This is a genomic window from Oceanicaulis alexandrii DSM 11625, assembly GCF_000420265.1.
GTDB lineage: Bacteria > Pseudomonadota > Alphaproteobacteria > Caulobacterales > Maricaulaceae > Oceanicaulis > Oceanicaulis alexandrii.
Genome location: NZ_ATUP01000001.1, coordinates 312,601 through 331,644, shown reverse-complemented (window position 1 = coordinate 331,644; position 19,044 = coordinate 312,601). Strand labels below are relative to the sequence as shown.

Annotated in this window: 18 protein-coding genes and 3 tRNA genes; 17 read left to right on the top strand and 4 right to left on the bottom strand. The window is 62.7% G+C overall.

Features of this window, described 5'->3' with window-relative positions:
* Nucleotides 1-3: 3 nt before the first annotated feature.
* On the top strand, nucleotides 4-1,200 hold the full coding sequence (locus G405_RS0101670; RefSeq protein ID WP_022699757.1) for an efflux RND transporter periplasmic adaptor subunit: 1,197 nt from the start codon (nucleotides 4-6) through the stop codon (nucleotides 1,198-1,200).
* An 85-nt stretch (nucleotides 1,201-1,285) separates the two neighbouring features.
* On the opposite strand, the gene G405_RS0101665 is transcribed toward G405_RS0101670, so the two are convergent.
* Nucleotides 1,286-1,361, bottom strand: a tRNA-Thr gene (locus tag G405_RS0101665).
* 161 nt (nucleotides 1,362-1,522) lie between these two features.
* On the opposite strand from G405_RS0101665, the gene metG reads away from it, so the two are divergent.
* From metG to G405_RS0101635, 6 genes are all read left to right on the top strand, one after another.
* Nucleotides 1,523-3,229, top strand: a complete 1,707-nt coding sequence (metG, locus tag G405_RS0101660; protein WP_022699756.1) for a methionine--tRNA ligase — start codon at nucleotides 1,523-1,525, stop codon at nucleotides 3,227-3,229.
* Nucleotides 3,230-3,323: 94 nt separating this feature from the next.
* The gene (locus G405_RS0101655; RefSeq protein ID WP_028284463.1) at nucleotides 3,324-3,815 is read left to right on the top strand and encodes a hypothetical protein; all 492 of its coding nucleotides are present in this window, start codon (nucleotides 3,324-3,326) and stop codon (nucleotides 3,813-3,815) included.
* A gap of 77 nt (nucleotides 3,816-3,892) precedes the next feature.
* Nucleotides 3,893-5,227 carry an amidohydrolase gene (locus tag G405_RS0101650; protein WP_022699754.1) on the top strand — a complete coding sequence of 445 codons (1,335 nt, stop codon included), beginning with the start codon at nucleotides 3,893-3,895 and terminating at the stop codon, nucleotides 5,225-5,227.
* A gap of 3 nt (nucleotides 5,228-5,230) precedes the next feature.
* A complete protein-coding gene (locus G405_RS0101645; protein WP_022699753.1) occupies nucleotides 5,231-5,647 on the top strand; it encodes a RidA family protein in 417 nt (138 codons plus the stop codon).
* 18 nt (nucleotides 5,648-5,665) lie between these two features.
* A complete protein-coding gene (locus G405_RS0101640) occupies nucleotides 5,666-6,850 on the top strand; it encodes a DUF819 family protein (RefSeq protein ID WP_028284462.1) in 1,185 nt (394 codons plus the stop codon).
* A 204-nt stretch (nucleotides 6,851-7,054) separates the two neighbouring features.
* Nucleotides 7,055-7,594 carry a hypothetical protein gene (locus G405_RS0101635; RefSeq protein WP_156861316.1) on the top strand — a complete coding sequence of 180 codons (540 nt, stop codon included), beginning with the start codon at nucleotides 7,055-7,057 and terminating at the stop codon, nucleotides 7,592-7,594.
* On the opposite strand, the gene G405_RS0101630 is transcribed toward G405_RS0101635, so the two are convergent.
* A complete protein-coding gene (locus G405_RS0101630) occupies nucleotides 7,595-9,250 on the bottom strand; it encodes an acyl-CoA dehydrogenase family protein (RefSeq protein ID WP_022699750.1) in 1,656 nt (551 codons plus the stop codon).
* A 173-nt stretch (nucleotides 9,251-9,423) separates the two neighbouring features.
* On the opposite strand from G405_RS0101630, the gene G405_RS0101625 reads away from it, so the two are divergent.
* Nucleotides 9,424-10,458 (top strand): GIN domain-containing protein, encoded by a 1,035-nt coding sequence (locus G405_RS0101625; RefSeq protein WP_022699749.1) that lies wholly within the window; start codon nucleotides 9,424-9,426, stop codon nucleotides 10,456-10,458.
* Between the two features lie 17 nt (nucleotides 10,459-10,475).
* On the opposite strand, the gene G405_RS14690 is transcribed toward G405_RS0101625, so the two are convergent.
* A complete protein-coding gene (locus G405_RS14690) occupies nucleotides 10,476-11,279 on the bottom strand; it encodes a TrmH family RNA methyltransferase (RefSeq protein WP_022699748.1) in 804 nt (267 codons plus the stop codon).
* A gap of 143 nt (nucleotides 11,280-11,422) precedes the next feature.
* Between G405_RS14690 and G405_RS0101615 the strand changes: the two genes are divergently transcribed.
* The 4 genes from G405_RS0101615 (at nucleotide 11,423) to G405_RS0101600 (ending at nucleotide 14,428) form a co-directional block, all read left to right on the top strand.
* Nucleotides 11,423-11,508, top strand: a tRNA-Tyr gene (locus tag G405_RS0101615).
* A 145-nt stretch (nucleotides 11,509-11,653) separates the two neighbouring features.
* Nucleotides 11,654-11,727, top strand: a tRNA-Gly gene (locus G405_RS0101610).
* A gap of 128 nt (nucleotides 11,728-11,855) precedes the next feature.
* Nucleotides 11,856-12,476, top strand: coding sequence for an NAD(P)H-dependent oxidoreductase (locus G405_RS0101605; RefSeq protein WP_022699747.1), 621 nt, complete (start codon nucleotides 11,856-11,858; stop codon nucleotides 12,474-12,476).
* Nucleotides 12,476-14,428 (top strand): monovalent cation:proton antiporter-2 (CPA2) family protein, encoded by a 1,953-nt coding sequence (locus G405_RS0101600; RefSeq protein ID WP_022699746.1) that lies wholly within the window; start codon nucleotides 12,476-12,478, stop codon nucleotides 14,426-14,428. The genes G405_RS0101605 and G405_RS0101600 overlap by 1 nt, the downstream gene beginning before the upstream one ends.
* Here G405_RS0101600 and G405_RS14685 read toward each other — a convergent pair.
* Nucleotides 14,425-15,069: an SDR family oxidoreductase gene (locus G405_RS14685; protein WP_022699745.1), complete on the bottom strand. Its 645-nt coding sequence runs from the start codon at nucleotides 15,067-15,069 to the stop codon at nucleotides 14,425-14,427. The genes G405_RS0101600 and G405_RS14685 overlap by 4 nt on opposite strands.
* A 280-nt stretch (nucleotides 15,070-15,349) precedes the next feature.
* Between G405_RS14685 and tuf the strand changes: the two genes are divergently transcribed.
* From tuf to G405_RS0101570, 5 genes are all read left to right on the top strand, one after another.
* The gene (gene tuf, locus G405_RS0101590) at nucleotides 15,350-16,525 is read left to right on the top strand and encodes an elongation factor Tu (RefSeq protein ID WP_022699744.1); all 1,176 of its coding nucleotides are present in this window, start codon (nucleotides 15,350-15,352) and stop codon (nucleotides 16,523-16,525) included.
* Between the two features lie 489 nt (nucleotides 16,526-17,014).
* Nucleotides 17,015-17,329, top strand: a complete 315-nt coding sequence (rpsJ, locus tag G405_RS0101585; RefSeq protein WP_022699743.1) for a 30S ribosomal protein S10 — start codon at nucleotides 17,015-17,017, stop codon at nucleotides 17,327-17,329.
* A gap of 22 nt (nucleotides 17,330-17,351) precedes the next feature.
* Nucleotides 17,352-18,092 (top strand): 50S ribosomal protein L3, encoded by a 741-nt coding sequence (gene rplC, locus G405_RS0101580; RefSeq protein ID WP_022699742.1) that lies wholly within the window; start codon nucleotides 17,352-17,354, stop codon nucleotides 18,090-18,092.
* Entirely contained in the window at nucleotides 18,092-18,730 is a 639-nt protein-coding gene (gene rplD, locus G405_RS0101575; protein WP_022699741.1) for a 50S ribosomal protein L4, read from the top strand. Before rplC ends, rplD begins: the two co-directional genes overlap by 1 nt.
* Before the next feature lies 1 nt (nucleotide 18,731).
* On the top strand, nucleotides 18,732-19,025 hold the full coding sequence (locus G405_RS0101570; protein ID WP_022699740.1) for a 50S ribosomal protein L23: 294 nt from the start codon (nucleotides 18,732-18,734) through the stop codon (nucleotides 19,023-19,025).
* Nucleotides 19,026-19,044 lie beyond the last annotated feature (19 nt).

Below are 19,044 nucleotides of genomic sequence, written 5' to 3'. Positions count from 1 at the left end.
TTGATGACATTGAACTTTCGAACGGTGTTCTGGTCTGCAGCCGGGCTGATCGCCCTGGCGTTGATCATTTACGCCTTCCTGCCGCGCCCCGTGCCGGCGGATTTCGCAACTGTCGAGCGCGGCGTCCTGACCGTGACCGTTCAGGATGAGGGCTATACGCGGGTGCGAGAGGTCTACACGGTCTCAGCGCCTGTCGGCGGACGGCTGCTGCGGGTGGAGCCTGAAGCGGGGGATACGGTGAGCGTGGGACAGGTCCTGGCCAATATCCTGCCCTCTGACCCGGCCTTTCTGGACGCGCGCAGCCAGGGTGAAGCCGAGGCGGCTTTGCGCTCGGCTGAGGCCTTGTTGGGCTTTGCGCAAGCCGATGTGGAGCGGGCGCGCGCTGAAGCTGATTTCGCACAGACCGAGATGGATCGGATCAATACGCTTTACGAGCGCGGCACCGTCAGCGAAGGCGCGCTGGACCGGGCGCGTCTGGCGCTCAGAAGCGCTGATGCCGCTTTGAACACAGCCCGCGCCAATGTGCGCGCCCGTCAGGCGGAGCGCGACGCGGCGGCGGCGCGACTGATGGAGCCGGGCGATAACGGTGATGCGCGCGGCCTGGTGGAAGTGACGAGCCCGGTCAGCGGCCGCGTGCTCCGGCTGGTTCAGGAGAGCGAGACGGTTGTCGCGCCCGGCGCGCCCTTGCTGGAGCTGGGCGACCCTGAAGATCTGGAAATCGTCGTGGAGTTGTTGTCCACCGACGCCGTCCGCATCACCGAGGGCGCTGCGGCGACGCTGGAAGACTGGGGCGGGGCGCCGCCCTTGCGCGCCCGGGTCAGCCGGGTGGAGCCGTTCGGATTTCTGAAAATCTCTGCGCTGGGCGTCGAGGAGCAACGGGTGCGGGTGCGGCTGGATCTGCTGGACCCGCCGCAGATGTGGGAGAGCCTGGGCCATGGCTTCCGGGTGGAGCCGGCGATTGAGGTCTGGCGCGGCGAGGACGTGCTGATCGCGCCGGTGGCGGCGCTGTTCCGACGTGAAGGCGGCTGGGCCTGTTATGTGGTGGAGAATGGACGCGCGCGCCTGCGCCAGGTCGAGATCGGACAGGCCAATGGCGTTGACGCTGAAATCCTCAATGGCCTCGAAAGCGGTGAAACCCTGGTGCTCTACCCCTCAGACCGGATCGAGGATGGCGTGCAAGTCACCGAGCGCGGGGAGTGAGGCTGGCGTCACCGAACCCACAGGGTTCGCAAGCGCGACTGTGCGCCCGCAGCGTCAGCGAGGAACTTCAAGAAAACAGAGAAAATGGCGCCGGCTGAGGGAATCGAACCCCCGACCTTCGGTTTACAAAACCGCTGCTCTACCAGCTGAGCTAAGCCGGCGCGTCTGGGCTTTCTACGCGGGAGCCGGTCTGTTGGGCAAGCGCCCGGATGCAGACAATGCAGGTTATGGGGGCGGGCCGCTGAACCGGGCTGGTTTCCCTTTGCCGTGAGCTTGGGTAAGAGTGCGCGTCTCATCCCGTGACAGACCGGATCTATTTCCCATGGCCCGCATACTCATCACCAGCGCTCTACCGTATATCAACGGCGTCAAGCATCTCGGCAATCTGGCCGGCTCCATGCTGCCCGCCGACGTATATGCGCGTTTCATGCGGTTGAGCGGCCATGACGTGCTGGCGATCTGCGCGACGGACGAACATGGCACGCCCGCCGAGCTGGCCGCGGCGGCCGCCGGGCAGGACGTGCGGGCTTATTGCGACGAGCAGCACAAGATCCAGAAATCCATCGGTGAGCAGTTTGCGCTGAGCTGGGATTATTTCGGCCGCACTTCCTCAAAGCAGAATGCTGAACTGACCCAGCACTTCGCTGAAGTTCTGGAAGCAAACGGGCTGATCGCCGAAGTCGTCGAGCAGCAAGTCTATTCCATTGATGACGAACGCTTCTTGCCCGACCGCTATGTGGAAGGGACTTGCCCCAATTGCGGGTTTGAGAAAGCCCGCGGCGATCAGTGCGACAATTGCGGCAAGCTGCTGGATCCGATCGAACTGATCGAGCCGTATTCAGCGGTGTCGGGCTCCAAGAATCTCGAAGTGCGCGACACACGCCATCTGCAGCTCAAGCAGACCGATATGGAAGCGCGCATTCGCGCCTGGGTGGACGCGGCCGACGGGTGGCCGCAATTCGCTAAATCCATCGCCTATAAATGGCTCGATGAAGGCCTGCGCGACCGCACCATCACGCGCGACCTCAAATGGGGCGTGCCGGTCACCAAGGACGGTAAGCCGCGTGAAGGCTTTGAAAACAAGGTCTTCTATGTCTGGTTTGACGCGCCCATCGGATACATCTCCGCGACCCGTGAGTGGGCGGAGACAAGCGGCGGCGACTGGGAGAGCTGGTGGCGCACCGACAAGGGCGCCGACGATGTGCGCTATGTGCAGTTCATGGGCAAGGACAATGTGGCCTTCCACACGGTCAGCTTCCCGGCCACGCTTCTGGGCTCAGAGGAGCCGTGGAAGACGGTGGACGCGCTCAAGGCGTTTAACTGGCTGACCTGGTATGGCGGCAAGTTCTCCACTTCCAACAAGCGCGGCGTCTTCATGGATCAGGCGCTGGAGCTTTTGCCGTCCGATTACTGGCGCTGGTATCTCACCGCCTATGGCCCCGAAGGCTCTGACGCGCAATTCACCTGGGATCATTTCCAGGCCAGCGTGAACAAGGATCTTGCGGATGTTCTGGGTAATTTCGTCAACCGCATCCTGAAATTCGGCGCCAGCCGGTTTGACGGCGTGATCCCTGAGGGCGGAACGCCGGGAGAGGCGGAAGCCTGGCTGGAAACCGAAGTCGAGACGCGTCTTGCCGCCATCGCTAGCCATTACGAGGCGATGGAGTTCCGTAAAGCCGCCGCGGAAACGCGCGCGCTGTGGGCGGCGGGCAATGAATACCTGACCAAGGCTCAGCCCTGGGTGCATTTCAAGACCGATCCGGTCCAGGCGGCGTTGGGCGTCCGTGTGGGGATCAATCTGGTGCGCCTGTGCGCCATCGCCGCTCAGCCGGTAATTCCCAATGCGGCGGGCAAGATCTTGTCAGCGCTGGGTCTTGAAGGGGCGCAGGGCTGGCCGACGGGGGATGCGAAAACCCTTCTGGCTGCGCTTGAGCCGGGTCAGAGCTTCACGCCGGCTGAAATCCTGTTCGCAAAGATAGAGGATGATCAGGTCGCAGAGTGGGCGGAGCGCTTCGGCGGCGCCGAATAAGGCGAGTTCGCGCGCTGAATACGCCCATGACGGTTAGTCTTTCGTTTAGGCTGACTTGGCATTGTCTGCGTTGGACCAGACGACGGGGCTGATCATGAGCGAAGCGGCGACCTTGGGTGCGGGCGCGCTGTCAGCGGAGGCGTTGACGGCGGCCAACGTGCATCCCGACACCGGCTTGGCGACTGACTATCTCAATCATTTCAATGAGGTGGTCATGCTTCTTGAGATGTTGCCCGATATGCCGGACTTCGCCGAGGAAGTCCTGGCGTGGGAGCCTGTTCCCTATGAAGAGCATTTCGAGCGCACCAATTATGTGGGCAAGGAAACTGTAATCGCCGCATACGCCGCGGTGGACCACACCTTGAAAGCGCATCTTGAGACCATCGTCGCCGCCGTGAACGACGAAATGCGCGAAGCCCAATCCAAAGTCGAGGCCGGCGATTTCGCGGGCGCTTCGGCCATGGCGGGCAGCGAAATTGAATCGCTTCTGGCCGCGGCCCGCGCCGCCGTACAGGGGCGAATCGAAGGCGAAGGCATTGATGACAGCGCCGCCGCCCAGGCCGCAGCCGACGCCCTGTTTGATTGACCCTGAATTTCTTTCTTCGTTGACCTCTCCTCTCTAGCGGTCTGCAATGCCGCCAAGAAAAAAGGGGAGTCGCACTTATGCGTCATTTGTTCATGGCCGCCGCCGCAGGGCTGGCGCTGACCGCGCCGTCTTTGGCTCAAGACGATCTACGCACCGCCATCGCCACTGACTGGGATAACCATCTGCAAGCGCTCTACGAGCACTTCCATGAAAATCCCGAACTGTCCTTCATGGAGACCGAAACCGCCGCCCGTCTGGCGCAAGAGCTGCGCAGCGCCGGCTTCGAAGTGACCGAAGGCGTTGGCCGTACCGGCGTTGTCGCGGTGATGGAGAACGGCGAGGGGCCGACCATCATGCTGCGCGCCGACATGGACGGGCTGCCGGTGCGTGAAGACACGCCGGTGGATTACATCTCTGAAGTCATGGGCGAGGACCGGATGGGGAACACCTTCCCGGTCATGCATGCCTGCGCGCATGACACGCACATGACCTCGCTGGTCGCCTCGGCGCGTTATATGAGCCAGAACCGCGATGACTGGTCGGGGACGCTGGTGTTGATCGGTCAACCCGCCGAAGAAGTGGGCCTGGGCGCGCTCGCCATGTTGTCAGACGGCCTTTATGAACGCTTCCCGGCGCCGGATGCGGTCGTATCCTATCACACCTGGGGATACATGCCGGCGGGCGTGATCCGCTATGCGCCGGGTTGGGCGATGGCGAATGTGGATTCGGTAGATCTTTACGTGCGCGGCGTCGGCGCTCATGGCGCCTCGCCGCATCTGGGCAAGGACCCGGTGGTCCTCGCCAGCCAGATCGTCACCAATCTGCAGACGCTGGTCAGCCGCGAGCTGTCGCCGCTTGAAACAGGCGTCGTCACCGTCGGCGCCTTCAACGCCGGGACCAAGCACAACATCATCTCCGACGAGGCGCATCTTCAGATTACCGTGCGGTCCTATTCTGACGAGGTGCGCGAACGCCTGATCAGCGGGATCGAACGGATCGCGCGGGGTCAGGCCATGGCGGCGGGCCTGCCTGATGAACTGATGCCGGTGATGGAAGTCGAAGAGATCTACACGCCTGCGCTCTATAACGATCCGGCGCTGTCTGATCAGGCGGGCGCCGTGCTGTCCGCCCGGTTTGGCGAGAACGCCGTGGGGACCGCGGACCCTGTGACCGGCGGAGAAGACTTCTCCCGTTATGGCCGCACCGAGGAAGACGTGCCGATCTTCATGTTCTGGGTGGGCGGCGCCCCGCAGAGCGTGTGGGAAGAGTATCAGGCGCGCGGTGAAACTCCGCCCGCCAATCACTCGCCCTTCTTCTATCCCGATGGCGAGGGCGCCGTGACCGTCTCTTCTGAAGGCATGGTCGCGATTGCGCTCGACCTGTTCGCCAACGGCGTGCCTGAAGGCGAGTAGATCTTGACCAAGCCCCGTCACGACATCCAGCGCGTCACCTCCGGCGCGCCGTGGGAAGAGCTGGTCGCCTATCGCCGCGCCGTGCGCGTCGGCGACCAGGTGTTCGTGGCGGGGACGGTGTCGGTCGATGCAAAGGGACAGCCCTTCGCGCCCGGCGACCCCGGCGCCCAGACCTCACAATGTCTTGAAATCATCGCGCAAGCGCTGGACAAGGCGGGCTCCCATATCAGTCATGTCGTGCGGACTCGGCTTTACGTGACCGATATGAGCCCTGAAACACAACGCGCAGTGGGGCAGGCGCATCGCAAGGTGTTCGCAGAGTTTCCGCCCGCCAGCGCGATGATCGGCGTGGCGGCGCTCGCCGGGCCCGAGTTTATAGTTGAGATTGAAGCTGATGCGGTCATTCCGCCCGGCGACTGACCCATTCAGGATATTATGATGGATGCTTCCCTGATCCCCGCCGACCAGCACCTTGCGGTGATGGCCGGGCTGACCGTGATCGCCGCTGCCGGCTTTCTGCTTGAAAAAACCAAATTCGGCGCTCTGCTGACCGGCACGGTGTGGACGATCCTGCTGGCGATCCTGGCGTCCAATCTGCGCATCCTGCCGTTTGACGCGCCCGCCTACGGGTTCGTGTTCTCCTACGCTGTGCCGGTGCTCATTCCGCTCTTTCTGATGAAGGCGGACCTCAAGCGCATCTTCTTTGAGACCACCCGCATGACCGGGGCGTTCCTGATCGCGTCCCTGGCGACGGTGATCGGCGTCTTCACCGCTGTGCTGGTGGTCCGATTGGGTGATTGGGAAGCGGCGGTCGCTGCGTCTCTGACGGGGTCGTATGTGGGAGGATCGGTGAATTTCGGGCCGCTGACCGAGATGACCGGTCTCGCCGAGGGCGCTCCCAGCCTTGTCTCCGCGATTGTCGCGGCTGACCATCTGGCGAGCGCGGCCTATCTGGGTGTTCTGGCCGTACTGCCGAGCGTGGCCTGGATCGCCAAGCGCTTCGTGTCGCGTGATCACACGCAAGACCACACCGACACCCTGAAAGAGGGCAGCGAGGGCGCGACCACGCCCTTGTCTCTGGCGCTGACCCTGGCCTATGCGCTGACGGTCGTCGCCATCGGCACATGGCTGTCGAGCGTGGGCGACGGACTGGTGTCGCCTGATGCGATGCGCGAGGCCATCGGCGTATCCTTCGGCGATCTCAAATACGTCTTCATCACGCTATTGGCGCTGATCCTGCCAACGGCCATTCCGACACAAATGGCCAAGCTCAATGGCGGGTTCGAGCTGGGCGTGGTGTTCGCCTTCCTGTTTTTCGGCGCCATCGCCGCCGGCGCCAATGTGGCGCAATTGCTGGCCGATGCGCCGCTGATCATGCTCTTCATCGCCATTCTGGTGAGCGTTCATGGCGTGGTGGCGTTCGTGCTCGCCAAGTTCTGCAAGCTGTCCCTGCCTGAAATCATCATCGCGTCCAACGCTGCCATTCTGGGCGCGACCACCGCTCCGGCGCTGGCGGCCGCCAAGGGGTGGCGCGACCTTGTGACGCCGGGCGTGCTCGTGGGCGTTCTGGGCTATGCGCTGGGCACCGTGCTGGGCACGGTCGTCTATGGCCTTTTGGGCTGACGTGTGCAGCCGATGCCACGCGATCACGGACGGGTGGAACATTGTCCGCCCGTTTCCTCTCGCTGTTCATGGATGACGCTTCGCGGCCATAATCGCCACTCTCGGATAGGCGGCGTCCATCCGCCATGTGTTTTGCCTCGGTAAGACTTGTTGGGGTTGCGAGCGCTCACAGGGTGTCGATAATTCGCCTGTCAGGGAGGTGTCATGGCGGATGTACCTATGCAGGAACCAAACGGCGCGGGGGGCGGCTTCGGCGGTTTTCGCGGCGATTTCGGCGATGATGGTGACGGTGAGTTTCATGTCAGCCTGGAGATTGAGGTCAGGCTCGACCTTGAGACAAGCGAGTTGGGCTCTGTCGCTGCGCAGTTCGCTGACGGTCTCAGGGATCGACTGAACGCCTGGTATCAGCAAGAGGTCGCTCCGGCGGACAGTTTCCCGCCAACGCATGACCAGCTCAGTGTGGAGCTGATCGAGGTTCGCCCCGGCAGCGTCATCGCGCGGCTTCGTGTGAGCCTGAGCGTCTGGGGAGGCCGTGCCTGGAAAGCAATGCAGGCTCTGGCTGTTTTGATCACGCTGACAGGCGCCGTACCCGACAGCGATCCACCGTCCAAGACAGAGGCGGCTGCAGGCTTTGAGGTGCTCGTGATCAAGCAATGCGAGATCACGGGTGAACAGATGACGGGCAAGAAACCCGTGGTTACGCCCATCGGACCTTCGGACACCAAGCCGGTCATGAAATCCTGATCAGCCCGCCAATCGCGCCCGCCCGATCAGCCAGTCATGATCGATGGCGGCTTCGCCGGCGCCCAGAGATGTCGGGTTTTCGGCGATACGGCGCCCGATATAGGCGTCCGCCGCCGGCTCCAGCCCGGCGCGGATCAGGGCGCTGGCGGTCAAAGCCGTGGCTGACCACTCCGCAAATCGCCGTGCATCCGCTTCGCCAATTCCGCCTGAGGCCATCTGGGTCAGCGCGTTCAGACGCGCGTCCAGAGCGGGGTGTCGGCCGAAGGCGGGCGCCAGCTCGGCGGCGAGGGCGTCCCGCGCCGCCGTATCACGCGACAGGGCGCGCAGCACGTCTAGGGCGATGACATTGCCCGAGCCTTCCCAGATGGCGTTTAGCGGACTTTGGCGGAACATGCGCGGCAGGGGATGCTCTTCCACGTAACCGGCGCCGCCATGGGCCTCCATCGCTTCATAGGTTAAGTACGGCGCGCGCTTGCAGATCCAGTATTTCGCGATCGGGGTAAGCAAGCGCGCCAGCGCAGCTTCGTGCGGGTCGGTCTCGGCCTTGTCAAAGCTTTCCGCGACCCGGAAGGCGAGGGCGAGGGCGGCTTCCGCCTCCATCGCCAGTTCGCCCAGCACTTCGCGCATCAGCGGCTGATCAATCAGGCGACGCTGAAAGGCGCTGCGTCGGTCGGCATGCCAGACCGCATAGGCGGCGCCGTTGCGAATGAGGCCCGCCGAGCCCGCCAGGCAATCAAGACGGGTGTGATTGACCATTTCGATGATGGTACGCACGCCGCGGCCCGGATCGCCGACACGGCGGGCCCAGGCGTCCTTGTATTCGATCTCGGAGCTGGCGTTGGACCGGTCCCCCAGCTTGTCCTTCAGACGCTGGATCTCGATGGTGTTGCGCTCCCCGTCCGGGGTCCAGCGCGGCACGAGAAAGCAGCTCAGCTGCGCATCATCGCCTGAGCCTTCATAAGCCAGGGTCAGAAAGCCGTCGCTCATGGGCGCCGAGCAGAACCATTTATGACCGGTCAGCGTCACCACATCGCCGTCCTGGCTTTCTGCGGTGGTGGCGTTGGCGCGCACATCAGACCCGCCTTGTTTCTCGGTCATCGCCATGCCCAGCGTCAGCCCGACCTTGTCTTCAGGCGGCAGGAAGCGGGGGTCGTAGCGCCCCGACGTGACGCCCTGAATCCAGGGGCCGGTCCAGTTTGATTTCTTCAGCGCCGGCACGCTGGCATAGGTCATCGATTGCGGGCAGCACACACCGGCGTCCGCGGTCCCCATCAGCATCAGAAGCGCGGCGTGCAGCGAGTGCGGCGCTTGCTTTTCCGTCCAGGCCGCGGACGACACGCCATGGCTCAGCCCCAGCTCCATCAGCGCATGATAGGCGGGGTGGAACTCGACCTCGTCTATGCGATGACCAAACCTGTCGAAGGGTTTGAATTTGGGCGGGTTTTCATTCGCTATCCGGGCCAGGTCCTGAACGCTGTCAGAGCCGATTTCGGCGCCCATGGAAGACAGCCGGTCTGCATGCACATCCGCGCCATTGCGCGCCAACGCGTCCCTGAGCATGGCGTCGTCAGAATACCAATTCACGCCGACAAGCGGTTCGGACTGGTTTTCAACACTGTGGGTGGCGAGGTCGGTGCGGGGGGCGTGATGTCTCATGCCTGGCATCAAAGCGCTTTGAGCGGCGGCTGTCGACCGGCGCGACATGGAGAAAAGTTTAGTTTGCCGCAATGTTGCGGTGGGGTCTGATCAGCCAGCATGCTGATGCGACGGCGCCGGGGGGGAACAACCCGCGCTGAACGATAACAACACTCAAAGAGATGAGGGTCGATATGACGGTCATGGTTCTGGCGCTGGCGACGGCGATGCAAGCGGGCGGCGCGCCGTCCGTAGAGATTGAAAACTTCATCGGGACGGTGCGTGTGGAACAAGGCGCTGCGCTTGAAGCCCGATACGAACGCGGCGGCTCGAGCGCTGATATCCGCAATGCCAACGGCGCGCTTTACGTGGACGGCGGTGAAACCATGCGGCGCATGCGATGCTTTGGCGGCTGGCGGGACCAGCGTGTCGGGCGCAATCGGCGCGAAGCGCTGTCTTTTGACGAGCTGCCGATTCTGATCATCACGACGCCGAACCCGGCCAGCGTGGAGCTCGATGACTCCATTGTCCGCGCCGAACTGGGCGCGACCCAATCGCTTGATCTGGTGATGTCGCATTGCTCAACGCTTGAAGCAGGTGATGTAAACAACGACGCAAACTTGGCTATTCGCGGTTCGGGCCATGTGAGCGTAGGCGAAATCGGCGGCGCCTTGAATGCGGCCCTGTCTGGCTCGGGACATCTGAGCGCCGAGGATATCGGCGAGTCAGTCGATCTGGCCGTGTCCGGTTCCGGCGATGTGGAGCTTGGGGATGTGGGCGGCGACTTGGAAGTCGGTATTTCCGGCTCCGGCGAAGTCGAGGCTGGTCATGTGGCGAGCCTTGAGGCGAGCGTGTCTGGCTCCGGCAATGTTGAAATCGGCAATGCCCCGGGCGGTGTTCAATACGCAGCATCAGGCAGCGGTGATCTGTCGGTTGGCGCCACGACGAATGTGTCTGTCAGCATTTCAGGCTCCTCCAACATGGAGGTCGCCAGCATGGACGGCGTTCTGGAGATGAGCAGCAGCGGCTCGGGCGATGTGCGCATCGAGCAGGGCCGCGCCAGCTCGGTGGAGGCGCGCTTGGGCGGCTCGTCCGATCTGTGGTTCGGCGGGATCGCCGAGGATGTGGACATCCATGTGAGCGGCGGCTCTGACGCTTACATCCGCACCGTCACCGGCCAGCGCAATATCCGCACCTCCGGCGGCGGCGACTTCACCACCGGCGGCTAGACCGACCGAGAATCGGGTCAGTCCGCTTTGGGGGTGATCCGGGGATCAAAGCGGGAAGCTTCATAAAGCGCGATCGCCGCGGCGTTCGACACATTGAGGCTTTCCGCTTTCGGCCCCATCGGAATGCGCGCCAGCGCCGAGCAATGCTCGGCCACGCGCGGGCGCAGGCCATCGCCTTCCGCGCCCAGCACCAGCACCAGGCCCGGCCCGGCGTTCGCGGCGACTTCGTCTGACAGGCTGGCTTCCGCTTCGCCCGCCAGTCCGATCACATAGCGGCCGGCCTCCTGGAGCGCGATCAGTGTATCGGCGATGTTGGTGACCTTCACATGGGGAATGGTCTCCGCGCAGCCGACCGCGGTCTTGCACAGGGCGCCAAAAAACGGCGGCGATTTTCGGTCCTGAACAATGACAGCCCGGACGCCGAACGCGGCGCACGAACGCAGGATCGCGCCGACATTATGCGGGTCGGTGATTTGGTCCAGGACGACCAGCAAGCCATGGGTGGGCTCCATCACGGCGTTCAGCGATTCCGCAGGCGGCGCGCCGGTTTTCAGCGCGAAGCCCTGATGCACCGCGCCTTCGGGCAAGCGGGCTGTGATCTGGCCGGGCAATTCGATGTCGGCGAGCTTCTGAAAGGTGTCGTCCAGCTCGGTCGCGGCATTGCGCGTCACATGCAAAGAGATGTGTTTTCGCTTGGAGTTGGCCAAGGCCGCCAGGACCGCATGGCGACCCCAGATCCACCCCTGATCGGGGCCGTCACGTCGGGCTGCATTTCGCGCTGCAGAACCCTTTTTATCGGTGTTGCGCCGTTGAAAAGCCATGACTATAGTCCGCGCTCCAAATCAGGGAGCGGCCTCGTTAAAGCCCTTAGCGCTCTTGCGCAATCGGTTGATGCGGTGGAACCCTGAATTGGCCCGGCGACTGAGCTCCCAATCAGTCGTTCTCGCGGTGACGCGAACCCTGTGGAGGGGTGGGAGAGTGGTTAAATCCAGCAGACTGTAAATCTGCCCGTTTCGGCGTACGCTGGTTCGAATCCAGCCCCCTCCACCACTTCTTTTCAAATGAGCTGAAACGTTACCCGTCTTGCCGTCAGGCATGGGCGGAAAAGTGTTCGTGCGCATCCCGGCATCTGCATTCTGACCGCTTCTGCCATCTCGACAAGCGGGTCAGGGACACGCTATCTAATTCGTCCGGCGCGGGTATAGCACAATGGTAGTGCAGCAGCCTTCCAAGCTGAGGATGCCGGTTCGATCCCGGCTACCCGCTCCATTTCCCTGCATTTCCTGAAATCGAACGCGTGCAGGCCGTGACGGCGATTGCGCCGCGAGGGCGAACCACGTCACACTTTGAGCAAGACTTGCTGGCGAGGCGGGTCATGGTGACAGGGTGGAGGAAGCATGGCGCGCGTACTGGTTTACTTCGCTCATCCCGGTCGACGCTATTCACGTGCGAATCTGAGCATGGCGGAAGCCGTCAATCATCTGGCCGGCGTCACCTTCGTTGATCTGTACGAGCTGTATCCGCGCCACGATATCGAAATCGAGGACGAGCAGGCGCGTCTGGTCGAGCACGATGTCATCATCTTCCAGTTTCCGCTGTTCTGGTATTCCACGCCCTCGCTTCTGAAAGAGTGGATGGATCTGGTTCTGGAGCATGGATTCGCCTATGGCTCCGGCGGAGAGGCGCTGAAGGACAAGATCTTCATGTGCGCCGTCACCGCGTCGTCTCCGGAAGACGCGTACAGCCCTGACGGCTTTCAAAATCACTCTTTGCGCACCTTCCTGACTCCGCTGGAGCAGACCGCGCGGCTCTGTCAGATGCGGCACTTGCCTCCCTACGTTTTGTTTGAATCGCTCGTCGCGTCGGAGGATGACCGCCTGCCCGATCATGTGAAAGGCTATAAGGCGCTGATCATGGCGTTGCGCGAGGAGCGCTATGATTGCGACCGCGCTGGCGAGCTCGACCTGGTTCAGGCCCGAGACCTTGAGGCTCTGGTGCGCGATGGGGAGACGGCCTGATGGGTGATTTTCTGCTTCTGGCGACCGTGTTTCTCACCGCGGGGGTCATCGCTGTTCCGCTGGCGTCTCGTCTGGGGCTGGGATCGGTGCTGGGCTATCTGCTCGCAGGGATCGTGCTGAGCCCGATCCTGGGTCTGCTTGATGTGGATGTGATCGCCATCCAGCACTTCGCCGAGTTCGGCGTCGTGATGATGCTGTTCATCGTCGGGCTGGAGCTTGAGCCGCGTCGCCTGTGGGATATGCGCGCCCGGTTGATGGGGCTGGGCGGGCTGCAGGTTGGGGTGACCGCAGCGGTCGTCATCGCCGTCTGCCTGATGCTGGACATGCCCTGGCGGCAAGGGGTGGCCATAGGTTTCATTCTGGCGCTCTCCTCCACCGCCATCGTCATCCAGACCCTGAACGAGCGGGGGCTGATGAATTCGGATGGCGGTCGCAGCAGTTTTTCGGTGCTGTTGTTTCAGGACATAGCGGTCATTTTCATGCTGGCCTTGTTCCCGTTGCTCTCTTCACCAGAGATCGCGGCCGACGCAGCCGCACATGCCGGGGCGTCCGCCTCTGATCATGGCGGCGAAAGCGCAGATCTGGCGCTGTTCGCAGGCGTGCCCGGATGGGGGCGAGGGCTGATCAGTCTCGCCGCGATTGCGCTGGTCGTGGGAATTGGCAGCTATCTGACCCGTCCATTGTTCCGGTTCATCGCCATGGCGCGGCTCCGCGAGCTGTTCACTGCGGCGGCGCTCATGCTGGTGGTGGGGATCGCTTTGCTGATGACGCTGGCGGGATTGTCGCCGGCTCTGGGGGCGTTCCTGGCGGGCGTGGTTCTGGCCAATTCCGAATACCGGCACGAGCTGGAAAGCCATATCGATCCGTTTCGCGGGCTTTTGCTGGGTCTGTTTTTCATCACGGTCGGGGCGGCTGTCGACTTCACGCTGTTGGCGGACCAGCTCTGGGTGACGTTGGGTCTCACGCTCGGACTGATCGTGATCAAGGCTCTGATACTGTGGGGGCTCAGTCTGATCTTCCGGATCGGCGGGGCGGATCGCTGGCTGTTCACGCTGGGACTGGCGCAAGCGGGCGAGTTCGGTTTCGTGCTTTTGACGCTGACCGTCTCTGAATCGATCTTGCCGCCCGCCACCGCAAGCCTGCTTTTGCTTGTGGTTGCCTTGTCCATGCTGATCACGCCGGGCCTGTTCGTGCTCAATGACAAGATCAGCGCGATGATGGCCAGATCGCGAACGCCCCGGGACGCCGACGAGATCGATTCCAAGGCCAAGATCATCATCGCCGGACATGGGCGCGTCGGGGGCATAGTCAACCGCATGCTCCGCGCCTACGGGCATGACACGACCGTTCTGGACTATTCCTCAAGCCAGCTCGAAGTGCTTCGCGCCTTCGGCATCAAGGTCTTCTTCGGAGATGCGACTCGGCCCGACCTGCTGCACGCCGCCGGGATCGAGCAGGCGGAGCTGCTTGTGGTCGCCATCGACAACCGAGATCAGATCACCGAACTGGTCCGCCATGTGCGCCGCAATCATCCGCATGTGCATGTGATCGCCCGGGCGGTCTCGCGCGAGCATGTCTATGATCTGTATGCCGTAGGGTGCCGGGACATGATCCGGGAGACGTTTGATTCCAGCGTGCGGATCGGGCGTAGCGCGTTTGAGGCGCTGGGGGCGCATCCGTTCGACGCTGAACAGATGTGCCGCGCCTACGTTCAGGAGGATCGCAAGATCCTGCGTGAGATGGCGGAGGTTTATGACCCGGAAATCCCAAATCACAAGAACCCGCCCTTCGTCGCCAGAGCTCGCGAAGCGCGCGAACGTCAGCAGAACGAGTTGAGCGGCGGCGGGCGCGTTCTGGGTGCGATGAATGACCGACGCTGGTCGCCGCCGACGCCGAAAGATGTCCGGGTCGAACGCGATCAGGCGCGTTCGGACCCGGACACTCCAGATTAGGCGGCGCGATTGATGAGGCCCATGGCCTCGCCGATGCTGAGAGAGCCTTCTGACAGCTCAAACACGGCGCCAGAGGCTTCGGGGACGCTGACGCATCGTTCCAGCACTTCCGCCACATCTTCACGGGAAATACTCTCTCCGCTCACATGACCGGCGGAGACCTCGACCTGTCCTGCGCCGGTCTCATGAGTGAGTGCGACAGGGCGCACGATAGTGAAGTCAATGCCAGCGGTTTCCAGGTAGGCGTCGGCCTCGCCCTTGGCCTTGAGATAATGGCGCAGCGCTTCTGGTCCGCGCTCAGGCTGGTCTGCGCCGACAGTGCTGAGCATGACGAAGCGTTGAACCCCGGCCTGCTTGGCTTTCTCGATGAGCGAGATGGCGCCGTCCCGGTCGATGGCGTCGGTCAGGGCGTCCGGCGTGTCGCCGCCCGAGCCGGCGGCGAAGATGACCGCATCCATCGAGTCGGCCACGTCGTCGGGCAGCGCGGTCAGATCTCCCGTCCGCGTCTCGACGCCCTCAGGCAGAACGGATACGTCAGAACTCTCCCGCACAAGCGCGACCGGCGTGCCTCCCGATTGCTGGATCTTGCGGGTGAGGGCGCGGCCGGTGTGACCCGTGGCGCCTGCAATGAGAATACGCATCGTCTTCTCCTGTTCTGCTGGACGGCTGACGGTCGCCAGCCTGGTAAAACAACGAAGGGGCAGGGCTTTTGTTCCGTTCCAGGAACATGAAGGGGTGGCGGAGGAGGGGGCGGAACGAAGCTTCATCTGCAGAAGCCTGCGTCCGGGGCGCTTTCTCCCTTGCCTTGCGGGCGAGCGGGCGCTATGCCCCGCGCCATCGCCAAGGCGCATCGTTCAGCAGTCGGACCGTCGGCTGATGCAAGCGCCGCAAATCCATGTTCCAGCTTGAGGGTCCACGACAATGGCCAAGGAAAAGTTTGAGCGTACGAAACCGCATGCCAATATTGGCACGATTGGTCACGTTGACCACGGCAAGACGACGCTGACCGCCGCGATCACCAAATACTTTGGTGACTTCCGCGCGTACGACCAGATTGACGGAGCGCCTGAAGAGAAGGCGCGCGGCATCACGATTTCGACGGCTCACGTTGAGTATGAGACGGAAAACCGTCACTACGCGCACGTGGATTGCCCCGGTCACGCCGACTACGTGAAGAACATGATCACGGGCGCTGCGCAGATGGACGGCGGCATCCTGGTTGTGAACGCGGCTGACGGCCCGATGCCGCAGACGCGCGAGCACATCCTTCTGGCGCGCCAGGTCGGCGTTCCGGCTCTGGTGGTGTTCCTGAACAAGGTTGACCAGGTCGACGACGAAGAGCTTCTGGAGCTTGTTGAGATGGAAGTTCGCGAACTTCTGTCCTCTTACGACTTCCCGGGCGACGACATTCCGATCATTGCGGGCTCTGCGCTTGCTGCGATGGAAGGCCGTGACCCTGAGATCGGCGAGAACAAGATCCGCGAACTGATGGCGGCTGTGGATGAGTACATCCCGACCCCTGAGCGTCCGGTTGACCAGGCGTTCCTGATGCCGATCGAGGACGTGTTCTCGATTTCGGGCCGCGGCACGGTTGTGACCGGCCGTATCGAGCGCGGCGTGATTCACGTGGGCGACGAGATCGAGATCATCGGTCTGCGCGACACCGTGAAGACGACGTGTACGGGCGTTGAGATGTTCCGCAAGCTGCTCGACCAGGGCGAAGCGGGCGACAATGTGGGCCTTCTGCTGCGCGGCATCGACCGTGAGGGCGTTGAGCGCGGCCAGGTTCTGGCCAAGCCGGGTTCGATCACGCCGCACGCGAAGTTCGAAGCCGAGGCCTACATCCTGACGAAGGAAGAGGGTGGCCGCCACACGCCGTTCTTCTCCAACTATCGTCCGCAGTTCTACTTCCGCACGACGGACGTGACCGGCGTTGTGACCCTGAAAGAGGGCACCGAGATGGTGATGCCGGGCGACAATGTTGAAGTGTCTGTTGAGCTGATCACCCCGATCGCGATGGAAGAGAAGCTGCGCTTCGCCATCCGTGAAGGCGGCCGCACCGTGGGCGCTGGCGTGGTGTCCAAGATCACCGACTAAGCGCACGCGCTGTTCGCAGCGTACCGCACAGATCAACGCCCCGGAGCCCAGCTCCGGGGCGTTTTTCGTGCGCAGAAAGAGGACGCGCTGAATCGCCCTGGAGCCAACAGAGAATCGGTGCGGAATAACTGCAGCGGCGTGTTGATTCCGAGGGGCGGAGGGCGCACTGTGTGCCTGTCAGAATCGTGTCACACGGACTGGCGCGGCTTTCTATGCCGTTCATGCTCTTTGACAGCCCTTCGGGGCGATCAATTCCCCGTCAATCGCGACTAGCGCGCCTGACACAGAGTTTGAACTGCCGAAGTCGCGGTGAATCTTGTGGCAAGGTGTTGACGGGGAGGGGCGGAGCGCGTATTGCACGGTCCCTCTAGCGAGCTGGCTGTGCCGACAGGCAAACGCAGTTCCTCGAAGCGAAAAAAATTTGGATTGCAAGAGCTGCCGGGGCGACATGTCCTTTGCGCGGCTCTTGTGCATGTTGGGACCGGACCGATGGCGCAACAAAACATCAGAATCCGCCTGAAGGCGTTCGACCACCGCGTGCTCGACACTTCGGCGCGTGAGATCGTTTCCACCGCAAAGCGCACCGGCGCGAATGTGCGTGGCCCGATTCCGCTGCCGACGCGGCTGGAGAAATTTACTGTTCTGCGCGGTCCGCATATCGACAAAAAGTCGCGCGAGCAGTTCGAAATCCGCACTCACAAGCGGATGCTGGACATCGTAGACCCCACCCCGCAGACCGTGGACGCGCTGATGAAGCTCGACCTGTCTGCTGGTGTGGACGTCGAGATCAAGCTGGGAGCGTAGGGCCATGAAGCAGGCTGCATCCATGCGCACCGGCCTACTGGCCAAGAAGCTGGGCATGACCCGTATCTTCTCTGAAGATGGCGATCATGTGCCGGTGACCGTGCTTCACCTGGACGGGCTCCAGGTGGTTGCACAGCGCACCTCCGATACCGATGGCTACACCGCAGTCCAGCTGGGCGCGGGCAAGGCCAAGGCGAAGCGCACCTCGAAAGCGATGCGCGGCCATTTTGCGAAGGCTTCTGTTGAGCCCAAGCGCAAGCTGGTTGAATTCCGCGTGCCGGAAGACGCGCTGATCGAAGCGGGCTCCGCCCTCTCTGCCGAGCACTTTGTGGTCGGTCAGAAAGTGGACGTGTCCGGCACCTCGATCGGTAAGGGCTTCGCTGGCGGCATGAAGCGTTGGAACTTTGGTGGTCTGCGCGCCTCGCACGGCGTGTCGATCTCTCACCGTTCCCACGGTTCGACCGGTCAGTGTCAGGATCCGGGCAAGGTCTTCAAAGGCAAGAAAATGGCCGGTCACCTCGGTTCCGAGCGTGTCACTATCCAGAGCCTTGAGATCGTCCGTGTGGACGCTGATCGCGGCCTGGTGCTGGTGAAGGGCGCTGTTCCGGGATCCAAGCAAGGCTGGGTCGAAATTCGCGACGCCGTCAAGGGTGTTGGCGTTGACGATCTGCCGTACCCGGCAAAGCTGATCGAAACGGCCGAATCGGCTCCGGCCGAGGCTCCGGCTGCGGCTCAAGAAGCCCAGGACGAAGGGGCTAACTGATGAAACTCGATGTTGTGACGCTCGACGCCGGCAAGGCCGGCTCGATTGATCTCTCCGACGCCGTGTTCGGCATCGAAGAGATCCGCGCGGACATCCTCCAGCGCGCCGTCAAGTGGCAGCTGTCGCGCCGTCAGGCCGGCACTCACAAGACGAAAGAGCGCGGGGAGATTTCCCGCACCAAGAAGAAGTTTGGTCGCCAGAAAGGCGGCGGCGGCGCCCGTCACGGTTCGCGCAACGCCCCGATCTTTGTGGGCGGCGGCGTGGCTCATGGCCCGCGCGTTCGCTCTCACGCGACCGAACTGCCGAAGAAAGTGCGCGCCATGGCGCTCAAGCACGCCCTGTCCTCCAAGGCTGGCTCCAAGCAGCTGGTGGTTCTGGACGAGGCGCGCCTGGATGAAGCCAAAACCAAGGCCCTGATCGAGAAGTTCTCGAAACTGGGTCTGGCCAAGGCGCTGATCATTGATGGCGAGACGCTGGACGAGAACTTCGCCCGCGCCGCTCGCAACATCCCGCTGATCGACGTTTTGCCGGCTCAAGGCCTGAACGTGTACGACGTGCTGCGTTGTGACACGCTGGTGCTGACCAAGGCGGCTGTCGAGAAGATCAATGAGCGGCTTGCGCCGCAGGAGGCTGCGTAACATGCCCGCTGCTCGCCATTACGACACCATTCTGTCGCCGGTGATCACCGAGAAGGCGACTATTCTCTCTGAAGAGAACAAGGTCGTTTTCCGTGTGCCGCTGTCTGCGAACAAGAAAGAGATCGCCGAAGCGATCGAGGAATTGTTCAAGGTCAAAGTGAAGGCCGTGAACACGCTCGTTCAAAAAGGCAAAACCAAACGTTTCCGCGGCATTGCGGGCAAACGTGATGACGTCAAAAAGGCGGTTGTGACCCTTGAAGAGGGCCACTCCATCGACGTCAGCACTGGCCTGTAAGCGCGGGCAGAGGAGAGAG

Coding starts and splice junctions, on each gene's coding strand:
- G405_RS0101670 (WP_022699757.1), top strand. CDS start 4: ATGACATTGAACTTTCGAACGGTGTTCTGGTCTGCAGCCGGGCTGATC.
- metG (WP_022699756.1), top strand. CDS start 1,523: ATGGCCCGCATACTCATCACCAGCGCTCTACCGTATATCAACGGCGTC.
- G405_RS0101655 (WP_028284463.1), top strand. CDS start 3,324: ATGAGCGAAGCGGCGACCTTGGGTGCGGGCGCGCTGTCAGCGGAGGCG.
- G405_RS0101650 (WP_022699754.1), top strand. CDS start 3,893: ATGCGTCATTTGTTCATGGCCGCCGCCGCAGGGCTGGCGCTGACCGCG.
- G405_RS0101640 (WP_028284462.1), top strand. CDS start 5,666: ATGGATGCTTCCCTGATCCCCGCCGACCAGCACCTTGCGGTGATGGCC.
- G405_RS0101635 (WP_156861316.1), top strand. CDS start 7,055: ATGGCGGATGTACCTATGCAGGAACCAAACGGCGCGGGGGGCGGCTTC.
- G405_RS0101630 (WP_022699750.1), bottom strand. CDS start 9,250: ATGAGACATCACGCCCCCCGCACCGACCTCGCCACCCACAGTGTTGAA.
- G405_RS0101625 (WP_022699749.1), top strand. CDS start 9,424: ATGACGGTCATGGTTCTGGCGCTGGCGACGGCGATGCAAGCGGGCGGC.
- G405_RS14690 (WP_022699748.1), bottom strand. CDS start 11,279: ATGGCTTTTCAACGGCGCAACACCGATAAAAAGGGTTCTGCAGCGCGA.
- G405_RS0101605 (WP_022699747.1), top strand. CDS start 11,856: ATGGCGCGCGTACTGGTTTACTTCGCTCATCCCGGTCGACGCTATTCA.
- G405_RS0101600 (WP_022699746.1), top strand. CDS start 12,476: ATGGGTGATTTTCTGCTTCTGGCGACCGTGTTTCTCACCGCGGGGGTC.
- G405_RS14685 (WP_022699745.1), bottom strand. CDS start 15,069: ATGCGTATTCTCATTGCAGGCGCCACGGGTCACACCGGCCGCGCCCTC.
- tuf (WP_022699744.1), top strand. CDS start 15,350: ATGGCCAAGGAAAAGTTTGAGCGTACGAAACCGCATGCCAATATTGGC.
- rpsJ (WP_022699743.1), top strand. CDS start 17,015: ATGGCGCAACAAAACATCAGAATCCGCCTGAAGGCGTTCGACCACCGC.
- rplC (WP_022699742.1), top strand. CDS start 17,352: ATGCGCACCGGCCTACTGGCCAAGAAGCTGGGCATGACCCGTATCTTC.
- rplD (WP_022699741.1), top strand. CDS start 18,092: ATGAAACTCGATGTTGTGACGCTCGACGCCGGCAAGGCCGGCTCGATT.
- G405_RS0101570 (WP_022699740.1), top strand. CDS start 18,732: ATGCCCGCTGCTCGCCATTACGACACCATTCTGTCGCCGGTGATCACC.